At 39.4% G+C, this 24,242-nt stretch carries 27 protein-coding genes and 1 other RNA gene; 8 read left to right on the top strand and 20 right to left on the bottom strand.

Annotated features, from left to right (window positions below):
* Positions 1 to 126: 126 nt before the first annotated feature.
* From FZC76_RS12060 to FZC76_RS12010, 11 genes are all read right to left on the bottom strand, one after another.
* Positions 127 to 2,046, bottom strand: coding sequence for an ATP-dependent DNA helicase (locus FZC76_RS12060; protein WP_148988413.1), 1,920 nt, complete (start codon positions 2,044 to 2,046; stop codon positions 127 to 129).
* A gap of 950 nt (positions 2,047 to 2,996) precedes the next feature.
* The gene (locus FZC76_RS12055) at positions 2,997 to 3,191 is read right to left on the bottom strand and encodes a hypothetical protein (protein ID WP_047968909.1); all 195 of its coding nucleotides are present in this window, start codon (positions 3,189 to 3,191) and stop codon (positions 2,997 to 2,999) included.
* Between the two features lie 93 nt (positions 3,192 to 3,284).
* Positions 3,285 to 3,488, bottom strand: a complete 204-nt coding sequence (locus FZC76_RS12050) for a hypothetical protein (RefSeq protein WP_392396834.1) — start codon at positions 3,486 to 3,488, stop codon at positions 3,285 to 3,287.
* A 54-nt stretch (positions 3,489 to 3,542) separates the two neighbouring features.
* On the bottom strand, positions 3,543 to 4,685 hold the full coding sequence (locus tag FZC76_RS12045) for a THUMP domain-containing class I SAM-dependent RNA methyltransferase (protein ID WP_148988411.1): 1,143 nt from the start codon (positions 4,683 to 4,685) through the stop codon (positions 3,543 to 3,545).
* Positions 4,686 to 4,838: 153 nt separating this feature from the next.
* An RNA gene (rnpB, locus tag FZC76_RS12040) (RNase P RNA component class B) lies at positions 4,839 to 5,230 on the bottom strand.
* 62 nt (positions 5,231 to 5,292) lie between these two features.
* Positions 5,293 to 5,598, bottom strand: coding sequence for a cell division regulator GpsB (gpsB, locus tag FZC76_RS12035; protein ID WP_010193744.1), 306 nt, complete (start codon positions 5,596 to 5,598; stop codon positions 5,293 to 5,295).
* A 76-nt stretch (positions 5,599 to 5,674) separates the two neighbouring features.
* Complete coding sequence (locus tag FZC76_RS12030; RefSeq protein ID WP_148988410.1) at positions 5,675 to 6,241, bottom strand: DUF1273 domain-containing protein; 567 nt, start codon at positions 6,239 to 6,241, stop codon at positions 5,675 to 5,677.
* 133 nt (positions 6,242 to 6,374) lie between these two features.
* Entirely contained in the window at positions 6,375 to 6,797 is a 423-nt protein-coding gene (locus FZC76_RS12025; protein ID WP_148988409.1) for a spore coat protein, read from the bottom strand.
* Between the two features lie 340 nt (positions 6,798 to 7,137).
* Complete coding sequence (locus FZC76_RS12020; RefSeq protein ID WP_148988408.1) at positions 7,138 to 8,403, bottom strand: ribonuclease H-like domain-containing protein; 1,266 nt, start codon at positions 8,401 to 8,403, stop codon at positions 7,138 to 7,140.
* 13 nt (positions 8,404 to 8,416) lie between these two features.
* A complete protein-coding gene (locus FZC76_RS12015) occupies positions 8,417 to 10,684 on the bottom strand; it encodes a DEAD/DEAH box helicase (protein ID WP_148988407.1) in 2,268 nt (755 codons plus the stop codon).
* 114 nt (positions 10,685 to 10,798) lie between these two features.
* Entirely contained in the window at positions 10,799 to 11,011 is a 213-nt protein-coding gene (locus tag FZC76_RS12010; RefSeq protein ID WP_148988406.1) for a cold-inducible protein YdjO-related protein, read from the bottom strand.
* A gap of 275 nt (positions 11,012 to 11,286) precedes the next feature.
* Here FZC76_RS12010 and FZC76_RS12005 point away from each other — a divergent pair, with 275 nt between their 5' ends.
* Positions 11,287 to 11,751, top strand: coding sequence for an Hsp20/alpha crystallin family protein (locus tag FZC76_RS12005; RefSeq protein ID WP_187442054.1), 465 nt, complete (start codon positions 11,287 to 11,289; stop codon positions 11,749 to 11,751).
* A 441-nt stretch (positions 11,752 to 12,192) separates the two neighbouring features.
* Here FZC76_RS12005 and FZC76_RS23050 read toward each other — a convergent pair whose 3' ends face one another.
* The gene (locus FZC76_RS23050) at positions 12,193 to 12,345 is read right to left on the bottom strand and encodes a hypothetical protein (protein ID WP_169291539.1); all 153 of its coding nucleotides are present in this window, start codon (positions 12,343 to 12,345) and stop codon (positions 12,193 to 12,195) included.
* A gap of 141 nt (positions 12,346 to 12,486) precedes the next feature.
* Here FZC76_RS23050 and FZC76_RS12000 point away from each other — a divergent pair, with 141 nt between their 5' ends.
* On the top strand, positions 12,487 to 12,675 hold the full coding sequence (locus FZC76_RS12000; RefSeq protein ID WP_148988404.1) for a hypothetical protein: 189 nt from the start codon (positions 12,487 to 12,489) through the stop codon (positions 12,673 to 12,675).
* Between the two features lie 60 nt (positions 12,676 to 12,735).
* The gene (locus tag FZC76_RS11995) at positions 12,736 to 13,236 is read left to right on the top strand and encodes a GNAT family N-acetyltransferase (RefSeq protein WP_262372574.1); all 501 of its coding nucleotides are present in this window, start codon (positions 12,736 to 12,738) and stop codon (positions 13,234 to 13,236) included.
* Between the two features lie 28 nt (positions 13,237 to 13,264).
* On the opposite strand, the gene FZC76_RS11990 is transcribed toward FZC76_RS11995, so the two are convergent.
* On the bottom strand, positions 13,265 to 13,891 hold the full coding sequence (locus FZC76_RS11990) for a YppG family protein (RefSeq protein ID WP_262372559.1): 627 nt from the start codon (positions 13,889 to 13,891) through the stop codon (positions 13,265 to 13,267).
* 203 nt (positions 13,892 to 14,094) lie between these two features.
* Between FZC76_RS11990 and FZC76_RS11985 the strand changes: the two genes are divergently transcribed.
* A complete protein-coding gene (locus FZC76_RS11985) occupies positions 14,095 to 14,298 on the top strand; it encodes a YppF family protein (RefSeq protein WP_148988402.1) in 204 nt (67 codons plus the stop codon).
* A gap of 107 nt (positions 14,299 to 14,405) precedes the next feature.
* Positions 14,406 to 14,570: a hypothetical protein gene (locus FZC76_RS23045; protein WP_187442053.1), complete on the top strand. Its 165-nt coding sequence runs from the start codon at positions 14,406 to 14,408 to the stop codon at positions 14,568 to 14,570.
* 40 nt (positions 14,571 to 14,610) lie between these two features.
* On the opposite strand, the gene FZC76_RS11980 is transcribed toward FZC76_RS23045, so the two are convergent.
* Both FZC76_RS11980 and FZC76_RS11975 read right to left on the bottom strand, forming a co-directional pair.
* Positions 14,611 to 14,973: a YppE family protein gene (locus tag FZC76_RS11980; protein ID WP_148988401.1), complete on the bottom strand. Its 363-nt coding sequence runs from the start codon at positions 14,971 to 14,973 to the stop codon at positions 14,611 to 14,613.
* A 36-nt stretch (positions 14,974 to 15,009) separates the two neighbouring features.
* Positions 15,010 to 15,267 carry a hypothetical protein gene (locus FZC76_RS11975; protein ID WP_148988400.1) on the bottom strand — a complete coding sequence of 86 codons (258 nt, stop codon included), beginning with the start codon at positions 15,265 to 15,267 and terminating at the stop codon, positions 15,010 to 15,012.
* A gap of 192 nt (positions 15,268 to 15,459) precedes the next feature.
* Here FZC76_RS11975 and FZC76_RS23345 point away from each other — a divergent pair, with 192 nt between their 5' ends.
* Positions 15,460 to 15,564 (top strand): hypothetical protein, encoded by a 105-nt coding sequence (locus tag FZC76_RS23345; RefSeq protein WP_010193728.1) that lies wholly within the window; start codon positions 15,460 to 15,462, stop codon positions 15,562 to 15,564.
* A gap of 49 nt (positions 15,565 to 15,613) precedes the next feature.
* On the opposite strand, the gene FZC76_RS11970 is transcribed toward FZC76_RS23345, so the two are convergent.
* Positions 15,614 to 16,630, bottom strand: a complete 1,017-nt coding sequence (locus FZC76_RS11970) for a DUF2515 family protein (protein ID WP_148988399.1) — start codon at positions 16,628 to 16,630, stop codon at positions 15,614 to 15,616.
* A 94-nt stretch (positions 16,631 to 16,724) separates the two neighbouring features.
* On the opposite strand from FZC76_RS11970, the gene recU reads away from it, so the two are divergent.
* The gene (recU, locus tag FZC76_RS11965; RefSeq protein ID WP_148988398.1) at positions 16,725 to 17,321 is read left to right on the top strand and encodes a Holliday junction resolvase RecU; all 597 of its coding nucleotides are present in this window, start codon (positions 16,725 to 16,727) and stop codon (positions 17,319 to 17,321) included.
* A 45-nt stretch (positions 17,322 to 17,366) separates the two neighbouring features.
* Positions 17,367 to 20,054, top strand: a complete 2,688-nt coding sequence (locus tag FZC76_RS11960) for a PBP1A family penicillin-binding protein (protein WP_148988397.1) — start codon at positions 17,367 to 17,369, stop codon at positions 20,052 to 20,054.
* 50 nt (positions 20,055 to 20,104) lie between these two features.
* Here FZC76_RS11960 and FZC76_RS11955 read toward each other — a convergent pair whose 3' ends face one another.
* From FZC76_RS11955 to asnS, 4 genes are all read right to left on the bottom strand, one after another.
* Positions 20,105 to 20,608, bottom strand: a complete 504-nt coding sequence (locus FZC76_RS11955) for a YpoC family protein (RefSeq protein WP_148988396.1) — start codon at positions 20,606 to 20,608, stop codon at positions 20,105 to 20,107.
* Positions 20,608 to 21,261, bottom strand: coding sequence for an endonuclease III (gene nth / locus FZC76_RS11950; protein ID WP_148988395.1), 654 nt, complete (start codon positions 21,259 to 21,261; stop codon positions 20,608 to 20,610). Before nth ends, FZC76_RS11955 begins: the two co-directional genes overlap by 1 nt.
* Positions 21,262 to 21,336: 75 nt before the next feature.
* The gene (locus tag FZC76_RS11945; RefSeq protein ID WP_148988394.1) at positions 21,337 to 22,038 is read right to left on the bottom strand and encodes a DnaD domain-containing protein; all 702 of its coding nucleotides are present in this window, start codon (positions 22,036 to 22,038) and stop codon (positions 21,337 to 21,339) included.
* An 849-nt stretch (positions 22,039 to 22,887) separates the two neighbouring features.
* Positions 22,888 to 24,180, bottom strand: coding sequence for an asparagine--tRNA ligase (asnS, locus tag FZC76_RS11940; RefSeq protein ID WP_148988393.1), 1,293 nt, complete (start codon positions 24,178 to 24,180; stop codon positions 22,888 to 22,890).
* Positions 24,181 to 24,242: the final 62 nt, after the last annotated feature.

Below are 24,242 nucleotides of genomic sequence, written 5' to 3'. Positions count from 1 at the left end.
GATTATGTAAGGAGGCGGACCGCCCACAGGCAAGCCGAGCGCCAAGAACGGAGCTCAACGTTTTATATACTTTCTTTACTATTAAAAAAGCACCGAATTAAGCTTCGGTGCTTTAGTGTTTAAAAATTATTGAGTTACTGGGCTGGTCGGTAAGACGCCTTCAATTTTTGCACGTACTGCTTCCGGTAATCCAGATGGCAGATAGACGGTAATTTCTCCGCTATCATCTGTCGTACGGATAAGACGGCCCATTCCTTGACGAAGGCGAAGCAGCATATAAGGAACATCAAGTTGCATATATGGATCTTCAAGCCCTTTTCGCTTGGCAGCAAAGACTGGATCATTTGGCGGAAATGGCAAGGACCAAATAACAACATTAGACAATGAAGGTCCAGGGATATCCAACCCTTCCCATAAATGATAAGCACAAAGGACAGCACTTTCTTCATTCTGGAATTCAGAAACCAACACACTGATTTCCTTCTCTCCTTCATAAAGGAATGGATAGTCCACGTTGTTGGCATTTTCCGCTTTAAACCTTATTAATTCCTCTTTGGTCGAGAACAAAACAAGCGTTCTTCCGCCATTTCTACCGATGGATTCCATAGTCTGGTTGAATTTTGTATTAAAATCCTCTTCGACCGTTAATGAAAGTTTCATATTTTCTTCATAATCAAATGGTGAATTTATGGAAAAGGATAAATAGTCTTCTATACCCAATGAAGAGGCAAGATAACTAAAGTTCTCATTGTCTGATAACGTAGCAGATGAGAAAATGAAAGGAATGCGTTTAGAAAAGACATTTTCCTTTAGTACCTCTTCAACAGTTTTAGGCATCACAACAAGTGTCAGGTCCTTATTTGCATGTTCAGCCCAGGCTATCACATCTTCTTTTGATAAAAGAAGTTTTAGTAAAAATTCGATAGAGTCCAAGTACTCCTCCACTATGTGCAGCTGATAGTGATCTACTGTGTGGAGTTCACCTTCAAACACAAGTTGATTGCCTATCTCTTCTATTTTCGCAAGGAGGTCTTTGGCACTTTTCACAAGTCTGTTATCCATCGTGATATCTTTTCGGTCAGAGCCCTCAATGCTTGTCAAGCTATCTTCTAGCATATCAAAAAACAGGTCGTTTGCCTGTAAAGAATCCTCTACTAAATAAGCAAATTCTTCTCTTAAATCGTTTCCTAATAAGCGGGTAAGAATTTCTTCCACCTGCTGGTTTTTAATCTTATACGTTAATGCCTTTTGGGCAGCAAACTCCAATAAATGGCCTTCATCAAAAACGACACTTGATGCTTCTGGCAATAGTGGAAGCTGACCTTCTCTTTTTCTTTTTTCAAAAGTCCAAACATGTTCCATGTAAAAATCATGGGAACAGATGATCAAGTCTGTTGATTTTCTGTAATGATCGCGCGATAGAGTTTGTCCACAACGATGTCGTTTTTCACAACTGAAACAGTCTTGGAATGTGTCCCAACCGACCATGTCCCATTCTTCATCATTCAGTTTTGCGTAATCTTTTCGATCTCCGTAAGGATGGAAAGACTGCATCGCAGCAGGTTTCGTCACAAAGCTTGGAAGTGCATCATACACTTCATCTATGTTGTCGTTATCATATTTATTAACGGCATAATCTAATTTGTTCAAGCACAAGTATTGTTCAGGAGATTTCGCTAGACGAACATCCATTGTAATGTCTAAAACTTTCGATAGTTTAGCTATGTCCCCTTCTTTTTTAACAAGCTGCTCAATCAACGACTCATCGGCACAGGTTATGATAGCTGGCTTTCCCATATATCTCGCATAACAGATTGCGTATAAAAGGTACACCATCGTCTTCCCAGTTCCTACACCGGCTTCGGAGAATATGACCTTTTTCTCTTTAAAAGCTCTCTCCAATTGGAAAGCCATAAAAATTTGTTCATCACGTAATTCGAATCCAGCTTCGGGTAGGATGTCGTAAAAAACATCCCCAATCCATTCGTTCAGGCGATCAAAAAAAGCATCCCCTTTGTTCATTGTAAATGGCAGACGATTGTTCATTCTATGTACCTCCGAGAAAAAGTTTGCATCTAGTCATTATCTACTATCCAGGGAGTACTTGTCAACAGGGCATTAGAAGTCTTTGTTCTTTTTATGAAGACCTCTCTACTCCGATTCCGGCTTCAGTGAGGTCTTCATTCGCTCTTTCAAGACTTCTCCATCTCGTTTCACGCTTCAGTGAGGTCTTCATTCGCTCTTTCAAGACTTCTCCACCTCGTTTCACGCTTCTGTGCGGTCTTCATTCGCTCTATGAAGACTTCTCTACCTCGTTTTTCGCTTCAGTGAGGTCTTCATTCGCTCTATGAAGACTTCTTCATCTCGTTTTCCGCTTCAGTGAGGTCTTCATTCCCTCTATGAAGACTTCTCCATCTCGTTTTTCGCTTCAGTGAGGTCTTCATTCGCTCTATGAAGACTTCTCCATCTCGTTTTTCGCTTCAGTGAGGTCTTCATTCACTCTATGAAGACTTCTCCATCTCGTTTCAAGCTTCAGTGAGGTCTTCATTCCCTCTATGAAGACTTCTTCATCTCGTTTTCCGCTTCAGTGAGGTCTTCATTCACTCTATGAAGACTTCTCCATCTCGTTTTCCGCTTCAGTGAGGTCTTCATTCGCTCTATGAAGACTTCTCCATCTCGTTTTCCGCTTCAGTGAGGTCTTCATTCCCTCTATGAAGACTTCTTCATCTCGTTTTCCGCTTCAGTGAGGTCTTCATTCACTCTATGAAGACTTCTCCATCTCGTTTCACGCTTCAGTGAGGTCTTCATTCGCTCCTTCAAGACTTCTCCACCTCGTTTCACGCTTCAGTGAGGTCTTCATTCAATTCATCAAGACTTCTCCATCTCGTTTCACGCTTCAGTGAGGTCTTCATTCACTCCTTCAAGACTTCTCCATCTCGTTCTCCGCTTCACCGAAGGCAACTCCAAATAAAAAACCTCCAATTAGGAGGCTTCGCTTAGTTCTTAGTAATATGGATAATCTCATCATCAAGCAGGGTGGCGTACAGCATTGCTTTTGTATATTCATCACGTGCAGCGTTCATTCGTTCTACACATTCATGATTATCTAGCAGGTTTTCACTTGCAAGGCGCTGATAGCTACTTTCCAATGCTTTGGAGATCCTCATAAAGTCATTCACATGCAAAGGCATAGAAATCCCTCCAAACAGTATTGATAGGAGTATTCTATGCCCAATTTCTGAAGTTTATTCATCTATGGTGTTTATGAAATTTATCTAGTTTGATTAATCTGCTTTACTCGAAGAACGATTTTTAGAACCCTCTTTGTCGCGTTCTTCCTCTTTTTCATATTTTATATCTTCAAGGGGAAGCTCATCAATCGGCATGACAAGTTGATCGCGGTTTTTTTGATTCTTTTCGTTTTCCTTAAAAGCCTTATCTTTCTTGTTTCTCTCAAGTAGTGTTTTTTCTTTAGTCTGATCTCTCAACACCATCACTCCTTTTTAGGAGTAATTCCCTTTACCTAATGCCGATAAACGTTTTTATCCTTTTCTAGGCGGACGCTTGCCCCAGTATTGATAAAAGTCGGTTTTGATAAAACCATTAAATAACTTACGTTTCTTGGTGGCTTTCTTCCCATAGAAGCTTTCAAATCCTTCATGGGATGTGAGTATATAGACAGACCAAGTATCAAGTTCAGAGAAAGCTTTCCCCATTTCCCGATACATCTTCTCCACTTCCGGTCGTTCACCAAGACGCTCTCCATATGGAGGATTTCCAATAATGACACCATACTCTTTTCTTGTGGTAAAGTCCCTAACTTGCATTTGTTTAAAGTCAATTAGTTCTCCCAGTCCCGCTTCAAATGCGTTTTCTTTAGCTATAGATATCATGCGGTGATCTATATCATATCCTGCAATATCTAGCGGCTGGTCATAGTTAGCCTTATCTTCCATTTCTTCACGGGCCTGTTTCCAAAGGTCATCCCCGATCCAATGCCAATCTTCTGAAACAAAGTCGCGATTAAATCCTGGTGCTATGTTTTGTCCAATTAGAGCTGCTTCAATAGGAATTGTGCCTGAACCGCAAAAAGGGTCTACAAATGGCTTATCAGGATACCAGTTCGTTAGCATGACCAAAGCAGCTGCCAATGTTTCTTTTAGTGGTGCTTCCCCTTGATCTGCACGATAACCTCGTTTATGTAAGCCGATTCCAGAGGCGTCGATGGTGATTTGAGCAACATCTTTTAGCAAGGCAACCTCAATCTTGTAGACTGCCCCTTTCTCTTCAAGCCATGCTGTCTGAATTTTGTAATGCGACTTCATTTTTTCCACTACTGCCTTTTTTACGATAGCTTGGCAATCCGGTACACTAAAGAGCTTGGACTTTACTGATTTTCCGATAACCGGGAACTCGGCATCTTCAGGTAAATAGTCTCCCCAGGGTAAGGCTTTAGTCTTTTCGAAAAGTTCCTCAAAGGAAGTGGCTTTAAATTCTCCTACCACCACTTTGATTCTGTCGGCAGTCCTTAACCAAAGATTCGCCCGGCAAATGGCCATAGCATCTCCTTTAAAGATAACCTTTCCGTTATCAACCGTACATTCATAACCTAAATCTCTTACTTCCTTAGCAACAAGAGATTCTAAACCCATTGCTGCGGTCGCAATTAATGTGTAGTCTGTCATTGTAATATTCACCCTAACTAATATTCAAATTCTCTTATGTATTATTATCACAAATTCTCTTTCCCATATCCCATCTATCAAATAAAGCTCTCCTGGCAACAGGAGAGCTTATGTTACATAATCATAGTTGGATGCGACATTCAATCAATAGTGATCTGTAAGCCATGTTCTGTTCCTTTGTACTGCAATCGGATCGCTCCTTGTACGCAGGTGGTAACCATCTGTCTACAGAAACTTTAAAGTATCTGTCCCTCTCATCGTTGGATTCCTTAGAGAAGGTGCCCCTACCATTATTTGGGTTTCTCGCTCGAGGGGTTTACCTCGTTCCACTCTTACAATTTCTTGTAAGACTACGTCACTGTGGCACTTTCAAGGTATTAACACCATATCTATAAAGACTTAGGTGCGTTCCCTGCCGTTAGCTTCGTCCGAAAACCAAGCTACCCTAGCTTATTTTTTCGCTAGGCACGAACACTACAGGCATCTCAGCCTGTGCGAGCATGGACTTTCCTCTACAGCCGAAACTGTAGCGGTTACCCAATCACTATTGATGTCAGCAAGATATAGTATAGTAAATTTGAGCAATGAATGCAACTGTAAATTAATGTCAGTCGTATAACTTACTTCCGAATACATGCTTTTCAAGGTTTGATAATCTTCTTAGGATATCAAAATTAGTAGATCCGCTGTTAGTATTGGATGGTTGTGGTTTTTTGCCTGCTTCTTCAACTTGACGTTTCAGTCTTGCATTTTCCTGGACAAGCAAGTCATATTCTTGATAAAAGGTTTCATAGTCTTTTATCACAACGTCTAAAAATTTGTCCACATCTTCTGCTTTATAGCCTCTCATGCCTGATTTGAACTCTTTTTCTAGAATTTCTTTTGACGTTAACTTAATTTTATCTGATAGCATAAGTTCCTCACCTCTATGCGAGTGCCCACTTTAAATTAATATTAATGGGTCACTTCTCAATTTCTCTATTCCATTCTTACCACTCTTGATTGCTATTGTACTGTTCTTCTTCTACAACAAGCTGAAGTTCGTAGCTGTCAATCATATATATAGGATAATTTGTCTGAGCTGATTTTTTACGGGCAATGGCAATAATATATTGAGGACTACCCGGCCCCTCTTCATCGTAAACCACCAACAGGGCGTCCGACTTATCCACGACAAACTGGTTTTTCAATCTAAGTTGAAGTGGGGATTCATATTTCTTTTTCGTAATGGAGTCAATATGATTAGCTTGCGACAAAATAGATTCGTAATACTCCTTATTTTGTTCACTCCATTTTTCTTCTTGTTCCAAAAATGGGGTAAATACGGCAAGTTTTAGCTTTGGGAAATCTGTTTGCAGAGCATAAACAACTTCCGCAGCCCAAAGTTCCACACCTAACTGCCCACTAATGACAACCCATTCTAACTCATAATGCTCCTCTAGTAAAGCAGCCAAGCGTTTCTGTATCGCTTTTTTTATAAAGTGTACAGCAGGATCGTTCTTTTTGAATATTTGCAGCTCCTGGGGTTTATACCCTGTAATTACTAATACTTTCATAAGCACCTCTACTTAAAATAATAAATAGAAAGCCAGAAAAGCGCAAGTCATACATCAATATGTAATGGAAAAAGAACTGACTTGTAGCCAGTTCTTTTTCGTCATTTATCAAACAAAAGCAAGTTTAACTCGCTTATCTTCCATAGCCATAATGCTTACATTGACCAGGCATGCCGCCAGGTCCCATTTGTCCCATTCCAGGACCTTGTTGTGCACCCATTACTTGACCAGGCATTCCCATTTGACCATATCCAGCATTGGTTTGTGCGCCCATTACTTGACCATATCCAGGGCCAGTTTGTGCTCCCATCACTTGACCAGGTTGACCACCCATTCCAGGGCCTCCAGGGCCACAATTGAAGTGTTGGTGTGACACAGAATCTACCATGGAGTCTGTTTGCGGGAAATAGTGTTTGTGTTGGAACTGTTGGTTGTTTACATATGTTGTGTGTGAAGGATGGATGTGAGGAACCTCAGTAGTAGAATAAAGATTTTTTACACAACATTTTGTAGGATGGACAATTGGTGCCATCATGTTAGGTCTGCAGTTGTACATACTTTCAATCTCCTTTCAATTTGTTTTTCTCTTTACATTAACAAACTATGAAAGAAGTGAGATACATGTACTAATACAAACACCTATTTTCTTAATTTATATACAGTTGCTTACCATTTTTATAGTAAAATCGTGTAGATATTATCCTTTAAATTGGAAAGACCAAATAACGTAAGACCGATAACAACAAAAAACAAACATAAAATAAATCTAGACAACGTGCTCTCTCTCCCATATATCTAATAGTAATTTTGTCATTCACAATAGTTAATTTTACATGGTATAAAGCACGTTGACAATATATGTTTTACAGAAATATAGACAAAAAGTGAAAATATTTTCAATTTCTCGATTTATTTTCAAGCCGTTCAATTCTTTTCTCCATATCAGCTAAAATAGAACCTCTATTTTTCGGTGGTTTATTATTTGACGACTGAAAAAACTCCAACGATTTCTCCGCATAAAATAAAGCAAGGGAGTAGTCTTTCTCTTTATGCTCAAGTATTTTAGCAATTTCAATTCCCGCCGTATCCTTGCATAGACTATTTTCATCTTCAAAGCACTTCTGGAAAAGTATTTTTGCGTCTTTATAATTCTGTTCCTTTTTCTTTAATAGCCCTAATTTAAAGGTGGCTTCTGGAGAAGAGTCGGAAATATTGTTATATAATGTTTTAGCTGCTTCCTTCTCTCCCAATGTGTCATACCAACGTCCTATTTCGTATTCTTCCACTTTATCTCTTTCTTTGTTATCCACTAAAAGGAGTCCAGAGAGATGTGCATACAATGTAATGAGCGTTAGTACATCCCATTCATTGTGTTTCATCACTCCCTTTATTCCTTGCATTTCGTTTGTTTTTACAAAATCAAAGTAAATCATCGGTGCCAAAAATCCCGGGATATCATCTTTTCGCTCAATTCCGAGGATCTCTTTCTCCACATTTGCAAGTCTTACTGATTCTAACTTCTTTTTCCACAGTCTTCTTGACGCATGTAAAAGATCATAATGCCCAAAGGCAGGAAGTTTCGGGACATGTTCTCTAATAAGGGTGTGCCGTGTTTTTACTTGAGGCCAGTCGAATGCTTTGCCATTGTATGTAACAAGAGTCGTGTAATCAACTTCCTCCAGGAAACTTTGGTAAAGGGCGACCTCATTCCCCGGCCCAGGTAAAAGGTGTTGCCTAACGATCACTCTATCTTTAAGAACTCTTGCATATCCTAGCAAGAAAATAGTTGTGCCTGTCCCTCCACTTAGACCGGTAGTTTCTGTATCAAAGAAAAAAAGATCATTTGCCTGATGACCTTTCGCAGACAACGGATGCTCCACTCCTGAATTTTGCCATTTCTCCATAATGGGCAATAGATCTCCTAACCGATACTTTCCGTGCTTATAATTCAGATCATACTCTACTTCCCGTATGAGGCAGTACTCACCATTTGCATAGTATGGTTTTACCCCATAGGCTTCCCATTCTTTCAAATTAGGGATATCAGCAAGGGATGGCTCCAACAGGTTTGGCATTCCTTCATTCTTGCGTTCCACAGGCATTGCTTCTGAATTACTCGTGAGATGTTTTTTCATTCTATTTAATTTATTTTTCATACCCATACGCTTTCCCCCTTTACACAAGTTTTTGAAGTAGAGAGAGTGCCAATTCTTTGGAGTCTTCATCAGGATAATCCGCACCGATGCATGATGGACATCCTGAACGGCATGGGCAATTGCCTATTAGTTCACTTGCACTTGTAAGTAGTTCATTTATATAGTCGTACGCTTTTTCGCTTAACCCGACTCCTCCCGGATAACGGTCATAAAAATAGACAACGGGTTTTTCATCGTGCGTGGACTTGACTTGAGGTACCACCTGCATATCCATCGGTTCACACATTAATAACAATGGAGTCACATGTTTAAGGGCATGAGCGATACCCAAGAGACTTTTCTCCAAATCATCACCTTTAAGTCGCTCTGTAATTTCTTCTTCAAGTGTAATCCACGTTGCACTTGTCTGAAGCTCTTCTTCTGGAAGGTAGATTGGCCCTGAACCGATGTTTTCGTGCGTTTCAAATTTTATCTTTTTAAAAATAGTTGCCATCGCCCGTACCGAAACATCTCCAAACGATATAGTGCCTGCTTGGTAATCGGTCTGTTTGTCCACCTCAAGTACATCAAGGGAAACAGCAAGATTCGCATCGGTAAAATAGTCTACATTTACTTCTCTTACAAATGCTTTCTTTTCTTCCCAGTCAAGTTTCTCTACTTGATATTGAACACCCTGGTGCAAATAGATCGCTTCATCATGAAGAAGTGTCATAGAACTGAAACGGTCCATTTCCCCAATCACTTTATTAGCAGGTTCTGATGATTGGTCAATAATAATGACATTTTCCTGTGAAGCTGAACGCAAGCTGATGTTATGTGCCGGGAAAGCATCATTCATCCAATGAAATTTCCCTCCGTTTTCGTGAAGTACTCTTTCTTCTGCCAAATAGTCTAAAATATCCTCAAGCTCCACGCCATCAAAGGTATCGCCTATTTTAAACGGTAACTCATAGGCAGCACACTTTATATGGTCCACTAGTATCACGAGATTATTTGGATTAATCCTGGCTGACTCGGGATTACTTTTCAGGAAAAATTCCGGGTGTTGGATAACATATTGATCTAACGGGTTGGAGCTTGCCACCATGACAATAACCGCTTCTCCTTGTCTGCGCCCAGCTCTGCCAGCCTGCTGCCAAGCACTTGCAATCGTTCCTGGATATCCTGTCATGATACAAACCTGCAATTGCCCTATATCCACTCCAAGTTCCAGCGCGTTAGTACTGATAACACCATAAATTTCTCCGTTTCTTAAGCCTTTTTCAATCGCCCGGCGCTGGGTGGGAAGATATCCTCCCCTGTACCCTTGAATGGACTTTTCTCCGAGTTGATTTTTGACTAGATCCTTTAGGTACGTTAACAGAATTTCTACTCGTACCCTGCTTTTGGCAAAGACGATGGTTTGAATTTTTTCCTGAAGAAACTCTGCAGCCAGCTTTCTTACCTGAAGCGTTGCACTCCTTCTGATATTCAGCGGCTTATTGACAATCGGTGGGTTATAAAAAACGATATGCTTTTTACTCGATGGAGCTCCATTATTATTGATAAGTTCAAAGTCCTCCCCAGTTAGTTCCTGAGCCAGTTCTTTTGGATTTGCTATCGTTGCAGATGTACAAATAAATGTAGGGTCACTTCCATAAAAATTACAAATCCGCTTTAACCTTCTAATAACATTAGCAACATGACTTCCAAACACACCTCTGTACGTATGCAACTCATCAATCACGATATATTCCAGGTTTTCAAAAAGTGAAACCCATTTAGTATGATGAGGAAGGATTGCCGAATGTAGCATATCAGGATTGGTTATTACTACATGTCCGGCTTTTCTTACCTTTTGTCTGATAGTAGGGGCCGTGTCGCCATCATATGTATAACTGTTGATCGGCACCCCCATTTGGGTAATGATTTCGTTCAGTTCACTCTTTTGATCCTGGGCAAGTGCTTTTGTCGGGAACAAATACAGTGCTCGCGCGTCATTATTTTGTACAATTTTTTGAAGTACCGGCAAGTTATAACATAAGGTTTTTCCTGAAGCAGTCGGGGTAACCGCTACAAAATGTTTTTTATGGATTGCAGCCTCGAATGCCGCTGCCTGGTGGGTATATAAAGAGTTGATACCTCTTTCGGTCAATGATTTCATCAAACGTTCATCTATTTGAGCAGGAAACGGGACTGTTTGTGCTTCTTTCGGTGGAACAGTTTCCCAATGTACAATATTTTTTGCTATGGATTCCTCACTTTTCATCCAATCAATCACTTCATAAATCGTTTTTCTCCATTTCATTGCAACTCACCTCATTCTCTACTCTCTATTTTAGCGAATAAGCGTTCGGTTCGTAAAGTCCAAAAAGAAAAACCAAGCACTTGAAAGGCGCTTGGTTTTTCCATCTTGGTATATTTACATCTTCTGATTTTGACTGTAGTTATTGATGACTGCTAGCACTTTGGTAGATTGTGTCATGCCGCTGTGGCATAGAGGACATGTTGGGATGTCGCTTTCGCTGTTCTTAAAATTATCTCTCATCCAACCATTGCAATCCTCTGATTCACAAACCCAAACTTTCGTTTCCTCGGTAACGATTTCTTCTACTTCTCTTCTTCCAAAAGCCATAGTACCACTCTCCTATCTTTTGAGGTGGGGCGCAGTTTATCCTCACTAATATACTCTTAGTATGCCAATATACGAGGAAAAAATAAGAAAAAAATAAAAAAAGCATCCTCGTCATACAATCTCTTCCAATATATTATAGCATAAATTTAGGTTAAATGCATTCTTCTAAAAGATTTATCCAATGCAAAATCTGCAATATAAAAACACCAAATACAGTAACCCGACTAAGCCCAAAACTATATAGTAATGATAAAGAGCACGAAAGGAGTCCTACCATGAAAGATGAACAAGGTAAGCTTCCAAACAAAAATATCCCTCAAAACAATATTATGAATTCTATTGATACATTTTTCAGCAACTCACCAATAAAAGGGATGCTTCAACAAATGGATAACTTCTTTGGCCATGCATTTACAGAAGCTTCATTGCCAGTGGAAACACGAGAAACAACTGGAGAGTTTATTGTTATTTGTAAGCTCCCTGGAATTAAAAAGGAACAAATTACAATAGAGACCTTTGATCGATACTTAACCATTGGAGTCAAAAATGAAGAACAACTCGAAACAATTGATGAATCCACATCTTTTGTAAGCAACAGCTATACAATGAAGCACCAAAAACGGACTATCCCTGTCCCACCATATGCAAAATTACATGCCCTTCAAGCCAACTACCGAGACGGACTACTCCAAATCCGCATACCAAAGAAAAACATCAAACAAATTAAAATTGATGATTGAAAGCATAGTAAAATTCAATAAATTTTAGTTGATAGCTATTCGCCGCTGTTCCTTTCCGCAAATGACTTCGCTTTCCGCGGGACGGTGCTTGAGCCTCCTCACAACGTTTCAGGGGTCTCAATCTACCGTTACTCCCCCGCTGGAGTCTCCGCCATTTGCTCCAATCCACAGCTAGAAATTTTAAGAGCTTAATGGAAATATTTTTACAGTGTAATCGGTTAGAATTCCTACTCTTTGGTAATGAAGCTCTTGTTGATTGCCGTGGAAGTTGCGCAGACTCCTATGGGAGGAAGGGACAGGGAAGACCCCGCAACGGAGTGAGGAGGCTTCCGGACCGCCCATGGAAAGCGAAGCAACTGGAACGGCAATCAACGGTTAAATGCAATTTTGATATTCTCAATAACAACAAAAGCAGTCACCCATAAAAGTGACTGCTTTAGTTTAGTTTTTATGCGATTTTGATCCGTACTTCGCATTCTCTTCAGGAGTAGAATCCATCTGAATGCTTGCCAATTCCTTAGAAACTTCTTGCTGATGCTGATTATTAGGATATTTATTCTTGCGTTCTCTATTATCATTTCTATTCGTCATCATTACGCCTCCCAAAAAAAGTTTTCTACCTACCTCTATAGCATGGATGGAATCAAAAATTTTATGAATGGAAATAAAAGTCCTAATACACCCCTACATAAATCCCTCACCAGTACACAATATAACCAATAGGAGGTGTACAAGATGAGCAAACAGTATAAAAAAGTGTATGCAAGCCCATCCACTTCGCCATCACTCGTAATAAAAACCAACCTTGATAAAGAACAAAAAGAAGAAAATCCATATTACAGTTCCTCCCTTAATCATCAGGAAGAAGAAAAATTGGACAACTACTTCTTTGAACGAACAAGACCCAAAAGGCGATTATCATAAGTAACGCCAGGAGAGAACCTTCTCTCCTTTTTTTACCATTCAGGGGGGATAAGAGTGAAGATGCGTGTATTGAAAAAAAATGACGCAGAGCAATTTAGGCAATTGCGTTTAGAATCCTTATTAAAAGAACCCGATTCCTTCTCTTCCAGCTATGAGGAAGAACATAATAGATCCTTAGATGACATAGAAAATCGTATTCCAGAAAATCAAGAATCCTTTATTTATGGTTTATTTGATCAAGAAATTCTTGTTGGTATGATTGGTTTTAAACGAGAAGACAAAATAAAGTTCAAACATAAAGGATTTATTTGGGGCGTTTATATCGCAGAGAATTATAGAGGACAAGGCTATAGCAAGCAGATGCTAAGAGATACACTAAATAAAGCGAACGACATACCAGGATTAAAGCAAATTCAATTAACGGTGGCTGCGACCAATAACTCTGCAAAAAAATTGTATGAAAGTTATGGATTTAACACTTTTGGATATGAGAAAGGTGCTCTATATGTAGACGGTTTTTATATAGATGAAGAACACATGGCTTTACATATATCAAAATAAGATGCCCTCTATTGGAAGGCATCTTTTATTATGCTTTAAATGTTGAAGCAAGTCCTTTAAACATATTATTAAGTTGATTGACTGTGTTCATCATTTGCCCAGCTGTGTCCATCATTTTCTTCATATCCACATTCCCGTCCTGCCCTTTAAATTGATTCATAAAGGAATTCACTTGGGATGTTTGAGGCTTAGTTGATTGTCCCTGGGTAGGATATGGATTCATAAATGGCATACTCATTTGATTTGGCATAAAATTACCGCCAGGTCCCCCACCCTGTTGTGGAAATCCTTGAGGATATCCGTTCTGACCCATTGCATTAAACGGCATGCCTTGGACAAAGCCATTTTGCCCCATACCGCCGTTCAATGGCATAGTTTGTGGGAAACCATTCTGACTCATATTATTCATCATATTAAAAGGAAACGCCGAATTTTGTGTACCATTCCCTGAATATGGTATCGCATTCATAAAGTCAGGACCTATCCCTTGTTGATTCATCCAGCCTCCGTTCATTACCTGCTGAGGAAACATCCCTTGCATGGATCCGCCGCCGGAATAAGGCAGTAAATTATTTAAAAAAGGAAGCTGACTTAACATATTCATATTCCTATTATGTGATAAATGTCTAGGCCTCGCGTACATTCTCCTAAACATTCGAATCCCTCCTCTTTTCTAGCTATAAATAACGTATGAAAAAACCCGGGAAAGGTGCCTATTCAACTTTACAATAAAAGAGCAATGAGTCTTGCCACAATACTCCATTTTTGTCCCAATTTGTCGGAAGTTTCATTTTTTCAAAAACAAGAAAAATTTATTTTGCATGCTATGATGGAATTAACTTCAAAGGGGGGATTGGATTGGTACTTGAAGAGTTGCGTCATAAATTTATAAGTTGTAAGACCTATGAACCAATGGAGCATAATGAATTAATGGATTTTGCCAGACAGCTGTACCTTAGAGGGGAATTAACGATTGGTCAGTTTCGAAATTTGATTCGGGAGCTCGAATCAAAAGGTGCTGTTCCACCAAATACGTTTGAAGACATTTTAGAAGTAACATGATAAACAATATTGTTAGGAGACCTTTATGGGTCTCTTTTTTTTACCTTAATTGCGTAATGAGAAGTGCAATGTGGAAAGCTAAGTAGGATAAAAAAGGAGGGATATAGATGAGTCGCGGAAAAAACTTTAACCATATGAAAAAAGGACACGAACCTACTATCGGGGCAAAGCCGGCTGAAAGAAAGGTGTTCGAAAAAGTGGAATACGCAATCGAGCCTGTGGCTACTGCTGAGGAACGCCCAGTAACGAACAAAGCTGAGAAAGATCGATAAAATGACCCAGCCTGATCTGCTACTGATCAGGCCGGTTTAATTACATATTTTTGGATATTGTATCATTCAATACATAGCGAATAGACTGTAACATGCCTTTAAAACGTTTTTCACGGGTATCCGGATAAAAGCATTGCACAGCTACCATATTGATATTTTCAACTGTACTATCTATTTGTTGGACGTGTATATATTTGGGTTTTTCTGATATGATCCAGTCCTTAACATTACTCTCCCATTGTTCGACTGTCGCATACACTTTGTCAGCATACGGCTTCACTGTTTGAAAGAAATCAGGTTCCTTTTTACTAGCTTTAACTTCAATAAAGTTTGCTTCTATCCTGTCCAATTCCATCAAAATTTGTTTTGTTAATTCCTTTACACTATTTTCATTGCCAGACATCTCACTTCACCTCTAGCAATACATTACCATATCTTCTTAAACAGAGTAAGCACTCTGACTAAAGTCAATTGTTTTTGGAGAGTGTATTTTTAACAGCCGTTGCTCCCCCATCACTTTTTCCACTTCATCTAGTGTGACATGCAACCGTCTAATTTGATGTTTCATGACTTCTTCCATCTCTTCTCGCTCTATTTTAAGTGAATTTGACATCGTCTCCTCTAATACATCCATTTGAAGCATCATTTCATTGAACAAGTCCGCGATCTCATTTCTTGAAACAACTACATTGGACATACAAATCCCCTCCATACTTTGTTAGTTTATATTTTCTCCGTTCATCTCTCACTCCCTTCCTGTGTGACAAAACTAGAAGCAATTCGTCAAAGAAAGTGTTTATTTGCAAAAACACCTCCCATTTTTCGCATGATTGCTTGCCACTTTGTAAAAAATAAGATGGTAAAAAAATTACTAAAGGAGGTTTTAGCAATGTCAAAACAAAAGAAAAATCAACAACAACGTAAAAACCAAGTTGAAAGTGCACCTGGCCAAGAAGATAAAAAGTTAAAAGGACCAAACCGTCCTTCCACCTGATATCATTCCACTCAAAAAACAGCTCCTTTTTCGGAGCTGTTTTTATATGCTATAACCACTTTTTTAAAGCAATTAAACTATGCATCTGATGTTGTTTATGAATAAACCACTTCGTTATCTCTATCTCCTCTCGCTCTGTGTTCCTTGCCCTTTGCTTCCACTTTGCAAGATGCTTTTCCTGCCTAAAAACCCAGTCTTCTTGTAGGAAAGGACGATGAGGAATCACAGGATATACAGCTCTAAGAACAGGAGTTTCTCTAAATACCCCTTTATGCAAATGCTGCTCATAGTCAAATCGCGATCCTGTAGGTTCTGTTTCCTGCGAGAAAATCAAAAATGAATCAAATAGTCTCCGGTCAAACAGAAGATCTGCCAATCTCTTTCCTAAATCAATTCTATTATGGAGCTTTTGAAATCCATGCACAGAATATCCATATAACTTCCCTTTAATTGTTGGAAAAATGACACAACTAAAATGACCAAGATCTTGAAAGGCATATACACTTGTTCCAAAGACCTTTCTTTTCAACTTTTTGTTTTGAAGAACCGGTTCTTGAATAAGATTTTGTTCATTAATAATAAGGGAAGTCATTAACCTATCTATATCCCTTTTCTCCCAAAAATACTGCCACTCCGCTTCCATAAAACAAGAAACATGGAACTCTTTTAATAAATGAAAAAGTGGTTTGTTATATTTCTTGGACAACTCATATAGTAATAATTGAGGGTAGGCATCCTGGAATATCATCCAATTTGCTAATTCGTAAGTCAAAAAAATTGGATATCTCTTTCTCCAATCTAAAGCAAGCTTGAACCATTTCCCCTCCAAGTCCGTTATGTTCCAGCCAGCATTTCGTGAGACCATGCTAGCCAAAAAAGCCCATCGAATTTCTTTGTTTCTATTATAATAATCAATATAGGCTTTGGTCCTAGAAATATTGTCAGCATTGTATTTCGCTGTATTTTTTTGAATAGTAGTGATAAAATTACTTTCTTGAAAGGAGTACTTGTATGTCAATCTTCTTTTTTTTATTTCCGAATATGGAGTACTCTGTTTCACTAACATATCCTCCTCCTTTCAAACAAAAAGTGACAAAGTTTACAAAAAGATGACGTTTTTTTCTAATATAAGATTAGTTTTAGTCTAGAGGGGGAAATTTATGACTATACGATACCCAAATGGTAAAGTATTTCAGGGAAATAGCAGTTCACCTTCCAAAAAGACTGGCCCAACATTGTATGGCAACAGAGGAATGAGTTTAGAGGATGATCTTCATGATTCCAATATGTATTATCTCCACCAAGGAATTGCTGTTGTCCATAAAAAACCGACACCAATTCAGATAGTTGATGTGCACTATCCAAAAAGAAGTGCTGCCGTTATCAAAGAAGCTTACTTCAAACAAGCATCGACAACAGATTTTAACGGAGTGTACAAAGGAAGGTATATTGATTTCGAGGCAAAGGAAACGAAAAACAAAACTTCCTTCCCTCTCCAAAACTTTCATGAACATCAAATTCAACATATGAGACAAGTTGTGAAACAAAATGGAATCTGTTTCGTCATATTAATGTTCCGTCTTTTTAATGAAGTATATCTGCTTCCGGCCGAAAAGTTATTTCATTATTGGGAAAGGAAAGAATCCGGTGAAAGAAAGTCTATTACAAAACAAGATATCGAACGGTACGGCTACTTGATTCCTCAAGGTTATCAGCCAAGAATCGATTACATCAAAATAATAGACATGTATTATTAATAGCTCCGGAATTACTGTATGTGTGAAGAAAGGCAGGTCTGAAACATGACTGAGAAGTATCAATCAAGAGAACAAAGACGAAAAGCTATGGAAGAAGAACGAAGTGCCAAGTCCGGCACGAAAAAGAAAGGGCCTAAAAAAGGACTTTTCAAGAAAATATTTTTATCCGCACTTATTATAGGAATTGTAGGATTAATAACAGGTATTGGTACATTCGCATACTATGTCCAAAGCACTCCACCGTTGGACGAAACGCTACTTAAGGTCCCTGTACCGTCCAAAGTTTATGGGATGGATGGTGAGCTGGCTGCTGAAATAGGCGGGCACGAAGCTAGGGAATATGTAGATTCTGATGAAATCCCAGACCTTGTTAAAGATGCCTTCTTGGCTACAGAGGATGTTCGATTTTATGAGCATAATGGTGTAGATTACAGACGTTTGGCTGGAGCAGTACTTGCAAACGTTACAAGAGGCTTCGGTGCTGAAGGTGGTAGTACCATAACTCAACAGCTAGTAAAATTATCATTTTTATCAACTGATAAAACCTTAAAGAGAAAAGCACAGGAATTCTACTTGGCTTATCAACTAGAATCCCGTTTCACCAAAGACGAAATACTGGAAATGTACTTAAATCGTATCTATTTTTCAAATTATGCATATGGAATTTCCAATGCTGCAAAAAATTATTATGGAAAATCTCTAGACGAGTTAGAATTGCATGAAGCAGCGATGCTTGCTGGACTCCCTCAAAGTCCTAACAATTATAACCCTGTTACAAATCCTGAAAATGCTGAACAGCGCCGTAATATTGTACTGACACTTATGGTGAAGCATGGAAAAATCACAGAGGAAGAAGCCGATGCAGCAAGGGCAATTCCGGTAGACTCGACACTAGCAGACGATGTAGAGAAAACGAATTACTCGAATAAATACAACGCGTTCATTGATCGTGTAATTGAGGAAATCTCTGATCAACTAGGGGATGTAGACCCTCAAGCAGATGGACTAGAGATTTACACCACACTTGATGTCAATGCACAAGAACAAGTGGAATACATTTTATCAGATGAGAGTGGCATCCCGCATTTAGAAAATGAAGACTACCAAGCAGGTATTGCCTTAATTGATACGCAAAGTGGTGAAATTCGCGCCATTGGCGGTGGTAGAAACCATATGAAGACCGGTACCAATTACGCTACAGACATAAGAGTTCAACCAGCGTCAGCGATTAAACCAATTCTAGATTATGCTCCTGCAATAGAGTTTTTGGATTGGTCAACCTATCATCAAATTAATGATGAACCTTACAGTTACTCTTCCGGAACGGAAATCAATAACTGGGACAACAAGCATAAAGGTTTCCTTAGTATGAGACAACATATAGCCGACTCCCGTAACATCCCGGCATTAAAAGCCCTTCAAGAAGTCGGTTTGGACAGAGCAAGGGATTTTGCAGTTAAGTTAGGCATACCTCTTGAAGAAGAAATAAATGAAGCATATGCAATTGGTGGATTTACAAACGGTATTTCCCCTCTTCAAATGGCTGGAGCATACAGTTCATTTGGAAGTGGCGGTGTATATACCGAACCGTTCGCAGTGACAAAAGTCGTCTTCCAAGATGGAACTAGCGTCAACCTGAACAAAGAATCTGAAGTGGTGATGAAAGATTCCACAGCTTTCATGATTACTGATATGCTTAAAACATCCGTAAGAAGCGGATTAGCAACCGCTGCAAATGTTCCTGGATTGAATATTGCAGGGAAGTCAGGAACTACAAACTTTTCTGATGAAACAATGGCAGAATATGGGATACCTGAAGGCGGTGTTCCAAGCACTTGGTTTGCTGGGTATACCCCAACATATACTGCTGCAGTTTGGACTGGATTTAGAAGAACCGGAACTGATAATTATCTGCGACCGATTAATGGCGTAAATCAAGATCAATATTTATCTCGGATTATCTTCAAGCAATTGATGGAGAACATATCTACGACAAATGAAGATAAAGCAGATTTCCCTGTTCCTAACAGTGTTGTCCGTGTTGCAATTGAGAAAGGATCTAATCCACCATTAAAAGCAAGTCAGTTCACACCATCTGACCAAATTACAAATGAATATTTTGTCAAAGGTACAGAACCAACAGAGGTATCTAAAGAATATGATAAGCTGCCTACTCCGTCAGGTTTCACCGCACAGTATGACGAAGAAGCAAATGTTATCAACTTGAATTGGAAATACCCTGAAGAACGATTAGAAGGTGTGACATTTACAATTAACGTAGCTGTTAATGAAGGTTCCCCTCAATCTCTCACTGAAACGAAAGATCTAGGTTTGGTTGTGGAATCACCAGACCCTGGTGCTACCTTCACCTTTGAAATTATAGCAGTACAGGATGAAAACAATGAGAATAGAAGTGATGCAGCAACACAGACTATAACAATTCCTGAATTGGTTGAAGAGGATGAAAGTATCATTCCTGAGATTCCAAACCCGCCTGGGGATGGGGAAGAGCCCCCTGGTGATGGCGAAGAGCCTCCTGGTGACGGGGAAGGTACTCCTGGTGATGGCGAAGAGCATCCTGGCGACGGGGAAGAGCCTCCTGGGGATGGGGAAGAACCTCCTGGGGATGGCGAAGAGCCTCCTGGCGACGGGGAAGAGTCTGATGATGCTAATACACAGAGCAACACAAACAGAAATGGGCAACGAAATAATTCAGAAGAAGACAACGATTAAAGCAAAAAGGGCTACCTGCTATGGTAGCCCTTTTTGTGTAGTCTCTAGATTTACTTCTTCTCTAACACCTTAATTTTATAAAACAACTTGGCACATTCGGTGTAGAGCTGTTGAAGTTGAATAAATGAATGATACATTTCAGGTTTTTTAATGACAAATTCCAACCTCTCATCCACATTTATCGGCTTCCATTTCAATCTGCACACTTCAATTTTCCAATCGGTCAAACCTCTTACTGGTTGCCCATTCATCCAAAACAGCAATTGCAGAAACCAAGCAATTGGCAGCACAATTTGTTTTCTTGCTTCCTTTCGATCCCTTACTTCGTGAAGAGAGTTTAAAAGGATCTCTTTCTCTTTCCAACTAGTGAGAATATGCGGTATGGAATCACTTGTCATCTCCCAAGGCAATTGATCTGGCGCTACTCCCAGGTAGTATGCTATGTCAAACTTAAATGGGACTTCTATGATATCTGCCAAAGAAAAAATTTTTATGGAAATGGAGTCTTGATTCGAGTAAAAATGGGGATGAAGAAAGCTTTCTGGTATCTTCATTAGCCCACCTTCTTCTTCATTCTCTTCTTGCCTTCTCTGCACATTTCAAGTAAAGGACAGCTTTCACATTGAGGATTCTGAGCTTTACAATGATATCTGCCAAAGAAAATAAGGCGGTGATGCGTGTCAGACCATTTTTCTTTTGGAATTTTTCTCATCAACGTCTTTTCTACTTCTAAGACGCTGTCTTTCCACTTACAGATACCTAAACGCTTACTAACTCGTTCTACATGAGTATCTACTGCAATAGCTGGGACACCAAAAGCAACAGAAACTACTACATTTGCTGTTTTTCTACCAACACCCGGAAGCTTAACGAGTTCATCCCTTTCTTTTGGAATTTCACCATTGTATTCCTCTAAGAGAAGTTGGCATAAACTTCTAATATTTTTTGCTTTATTTCGATAAAGACCGATAGAGCGGATATCTTGTTGCAATTCTTCCAGTGTAACGGCAAGGTAATCCTCAGGCTTTTGGTATTTTTCAAATAGGTTCTTCGTTACTTTATTAACAAGAGCATCTGTACACTGAGCTGACAGCGCGACTGCAATCACTAATTCGAAAGGGTTTTTATGATTGAGTTCGCAATGTGCATCAGGAAACATCTCTCCCATTACATCTACTACTTCGTTTATTTGTTTAAGATTTAACATTCCATAGGTCCTGCCTTTCTTCAAATAATTGATAAAAAAGGGAACACGCAATTCCTCATTACGTGTCCCCTTTTTTTAATCAAGCCAGTTATAAAATGGAACAGTTGAATTGCTTGATTTATTGGGTGGAACGGAAGTTATCTTTTGTTGATTTTTACGGAACTTTTTACCATACTCATTAGCTTGATTGATTGTCTTTATCCCATTCTTCTTCCATTCAAAAAGGATCCTATCAATATAACGAAAATTCAACTTCCCAGAAATAACAGCCTCTCTTAATGCCGCTTTAATAATGGTTGGATCATGGTGATCCTGGTCCATCCACATATTCAAAGACTCACACTCAAACGGCGATAATGGTCTTCCGAATTCCTGCTCAAACACAGTATAAAGATTCATTTCTTGTTGTTGATTCAAATGTTGTGTCGCTTGCTTGTTTTGGTCCATCATATAGGTAATCATTTTTTCCCAAAGAGGTTGGAGAGAATAGCGTTCATATTTGATGGAGTATTCATCCATTTCATCACTAATGGATACATACCCTTTTTGAAGTAGATGACGCAAGATTTCCATACATTCTGAAGGGTCAATTGTCATCTTATCTGCGATTTCCATAGGGGTTGGAAAAATAATTCCACTTTCCACGAAAGAATGTACATGTAGAAGAAGGATAAACTCTTTTTCATTTAACCCAAGATTTACGTAATTGTTTAACAAATATTTAGGAACGGACAGGTTGCCCTCTTCCATGAATTGAATAAATTGTTCTTTTTTCATCTGAGACACCTCTCCGATAAGTATAACAAATATCTACTGATTCTTCATAGGTAATATATTTCAATCTGTTGATGGTTATTTAAAGTGTTATGTTATTTCAAACAAAGGTATGGTTTTAGCAGTATTACAAAAAAAAAGCCTCTCTAGCTCTGTTTGGCTTAATTGAGGGCTTAATTACAACTCTCACGACCTCTCATGGCCTTGTTCGGCTTAACTGAGGTCTTCATTCTACTTCTCATGACCTCTCTCCTCTTTGATTGGCTCAACAGAAGTCTTCATTCAGCTTCTGAAGGCCTCTCACAGCTATGTTCGGCGCAACTGAGGTCTTCATTCCACTTCTCATGACCTCTCTCAGCATTGTTCACCGTAACTGAGGTCTTCATTCTACTTCTCATGACCTCTCTCAGCTCTGTTCGCCTTTACTGAGGTCTTCATTCCACTTCTCATGACCTCTTACAACCCTGTTCGGCGTAACTGAGGTCTTCATTCTACTTCTCATGACCTCTTACAACCCCGTTCGGCACAATTGAGGTCTTCATTCCACTTCTCATGACCTCTTACAACCCTGTTCGGCGTAACTGAGGTCTTCATTCTACTTCTTAAGACCTCTTAAACCCCCGTTCGTCCGCATCTGAGGTCTTCATCCAATTCCTATGACCTCTCTCAGCATTGTTCACCGTAACTGAGGTCTTCATTCTACTTCTCATGACCTCTCACAACCCTGTTCGCCGTACCTGAGGTCTTCATTCCACTTCTAAAAACCTGTCTACCTATACTTTAGTATTGAGATGACGAAAAAGTTCATAAAAACAGTCACCCGTCTTCCAAAGCGGGTGACCATTGTTATTTTTATGGATATAGACGATTTAGTAATCTTGGGAATGGAATTGCTTCACGAACGTGTTCTGTTCCGCTAATCCATGCTACCGTACGTTCAAGTCCAAGACCAAAGCCAGAATGCGGCACAGAGCCGTATTGGCGAAGCTCCAAGTACCACTTGTATGCATCAGACTCCAAGTTATGCTCTTCTAAGCGTTGTTTAAGTAGGTCATAATCATGAATACGTTCTGATCCACCGATGATTTCTCCGTATCCTTCTGGAGCAATTAGATCTGCACACAACACTACATCGTCGCGCTCTGGATGAGGCTGCATGTAGAATGGTTTAATTCCTGTAGGATAATGCGTAATGAAAACAGGCATATCATAGCTTTCAGCAATGGCTGTCTCATGAGGTGCACCGAAATCATCGCCCCACTGGATATCATCAAAGCCTTTTTCATTTAAGAATTTAATGGCATCATCGTAAGAAATTCTTGGGAATGGAGCTTGGATTTTTTCAAGCTTAGATACATCTCTATCTAGAATACCTAATTCCAATTTGCAGTTTTTCACAACCGATTGAACGATGAAAGAAACATATTGTTCTTGAACAACAAGGTTGTCTTCGAACTCATAGAATGCCATCTCAGGCTCAATCATCCAGAACTCAATTAAATGACGTCTAGTTTTAGACTTTTCCGCACGGAATGTAGGGCCAAATGAGAATACTTTACCTAGCGCCATCGCTGCTGCTTCCATGTAAAGTTGTCCACTTTGAGAAAGATATGCGTCTTCGTCAAAGTATTTCGTTGCAAACAGTTCAGATGTTCCTTCAGGAGCACTACCTGTTAAGATTGGAGGATCTACTTTTGAGAACCCATTTTCGTTAAAGAATTCATAAGTCGCACGAATTACTTCATTTCTTATCTTCATGATGGCATGTTGTTTTTTGGAACGCAACCATAAATGGCGGTTATCCATTAAGAATTCTGTTCCGTGGTTTTTTGGAGTGATTGGGTAATCAACCGCTTCATGGATTACTTCCACTCCTGTAACCCCAAGTTCGTATCCAAAAGGTGATCTTTCATCTTCACGCACGATACCTTTTACATATACTGACGTTTCCTGGGTGACAGATTTTGCTGCTTGGAATACAGACTCCTCTACTTCCGCTTTTACGACTACTCCTTGGATAAAACCGGAACCGTCACGTAATTGTAGGAATGCAATTTTCCCACTAGATCTTTTGTTGGCAATCCAAGCACCAATGGTTACTTCTTCTCCAACATGTTTATGTACTTCAGATATTGTTGTTTTCACTACTTTATTCCCTCCAGCAATGTTCTTGCAATGTATTTACACTTTTATGTACATACCCTCTA

Source organism: Sutcliffiella horikoshii, from assembly GCF_008180725.1.
GTDB classification, from domain to species: Bacteria; Bacillota; Bacilli; order Bacillales; family Bacillaceae_I; genus Sutcliffiella_A; species Sutcliffiella_A horikoshii_B.
Note: the sequence above shows the minus strand (reverse complement) of the source record. Positions and strands in the feature narration are given on the sequence as shown.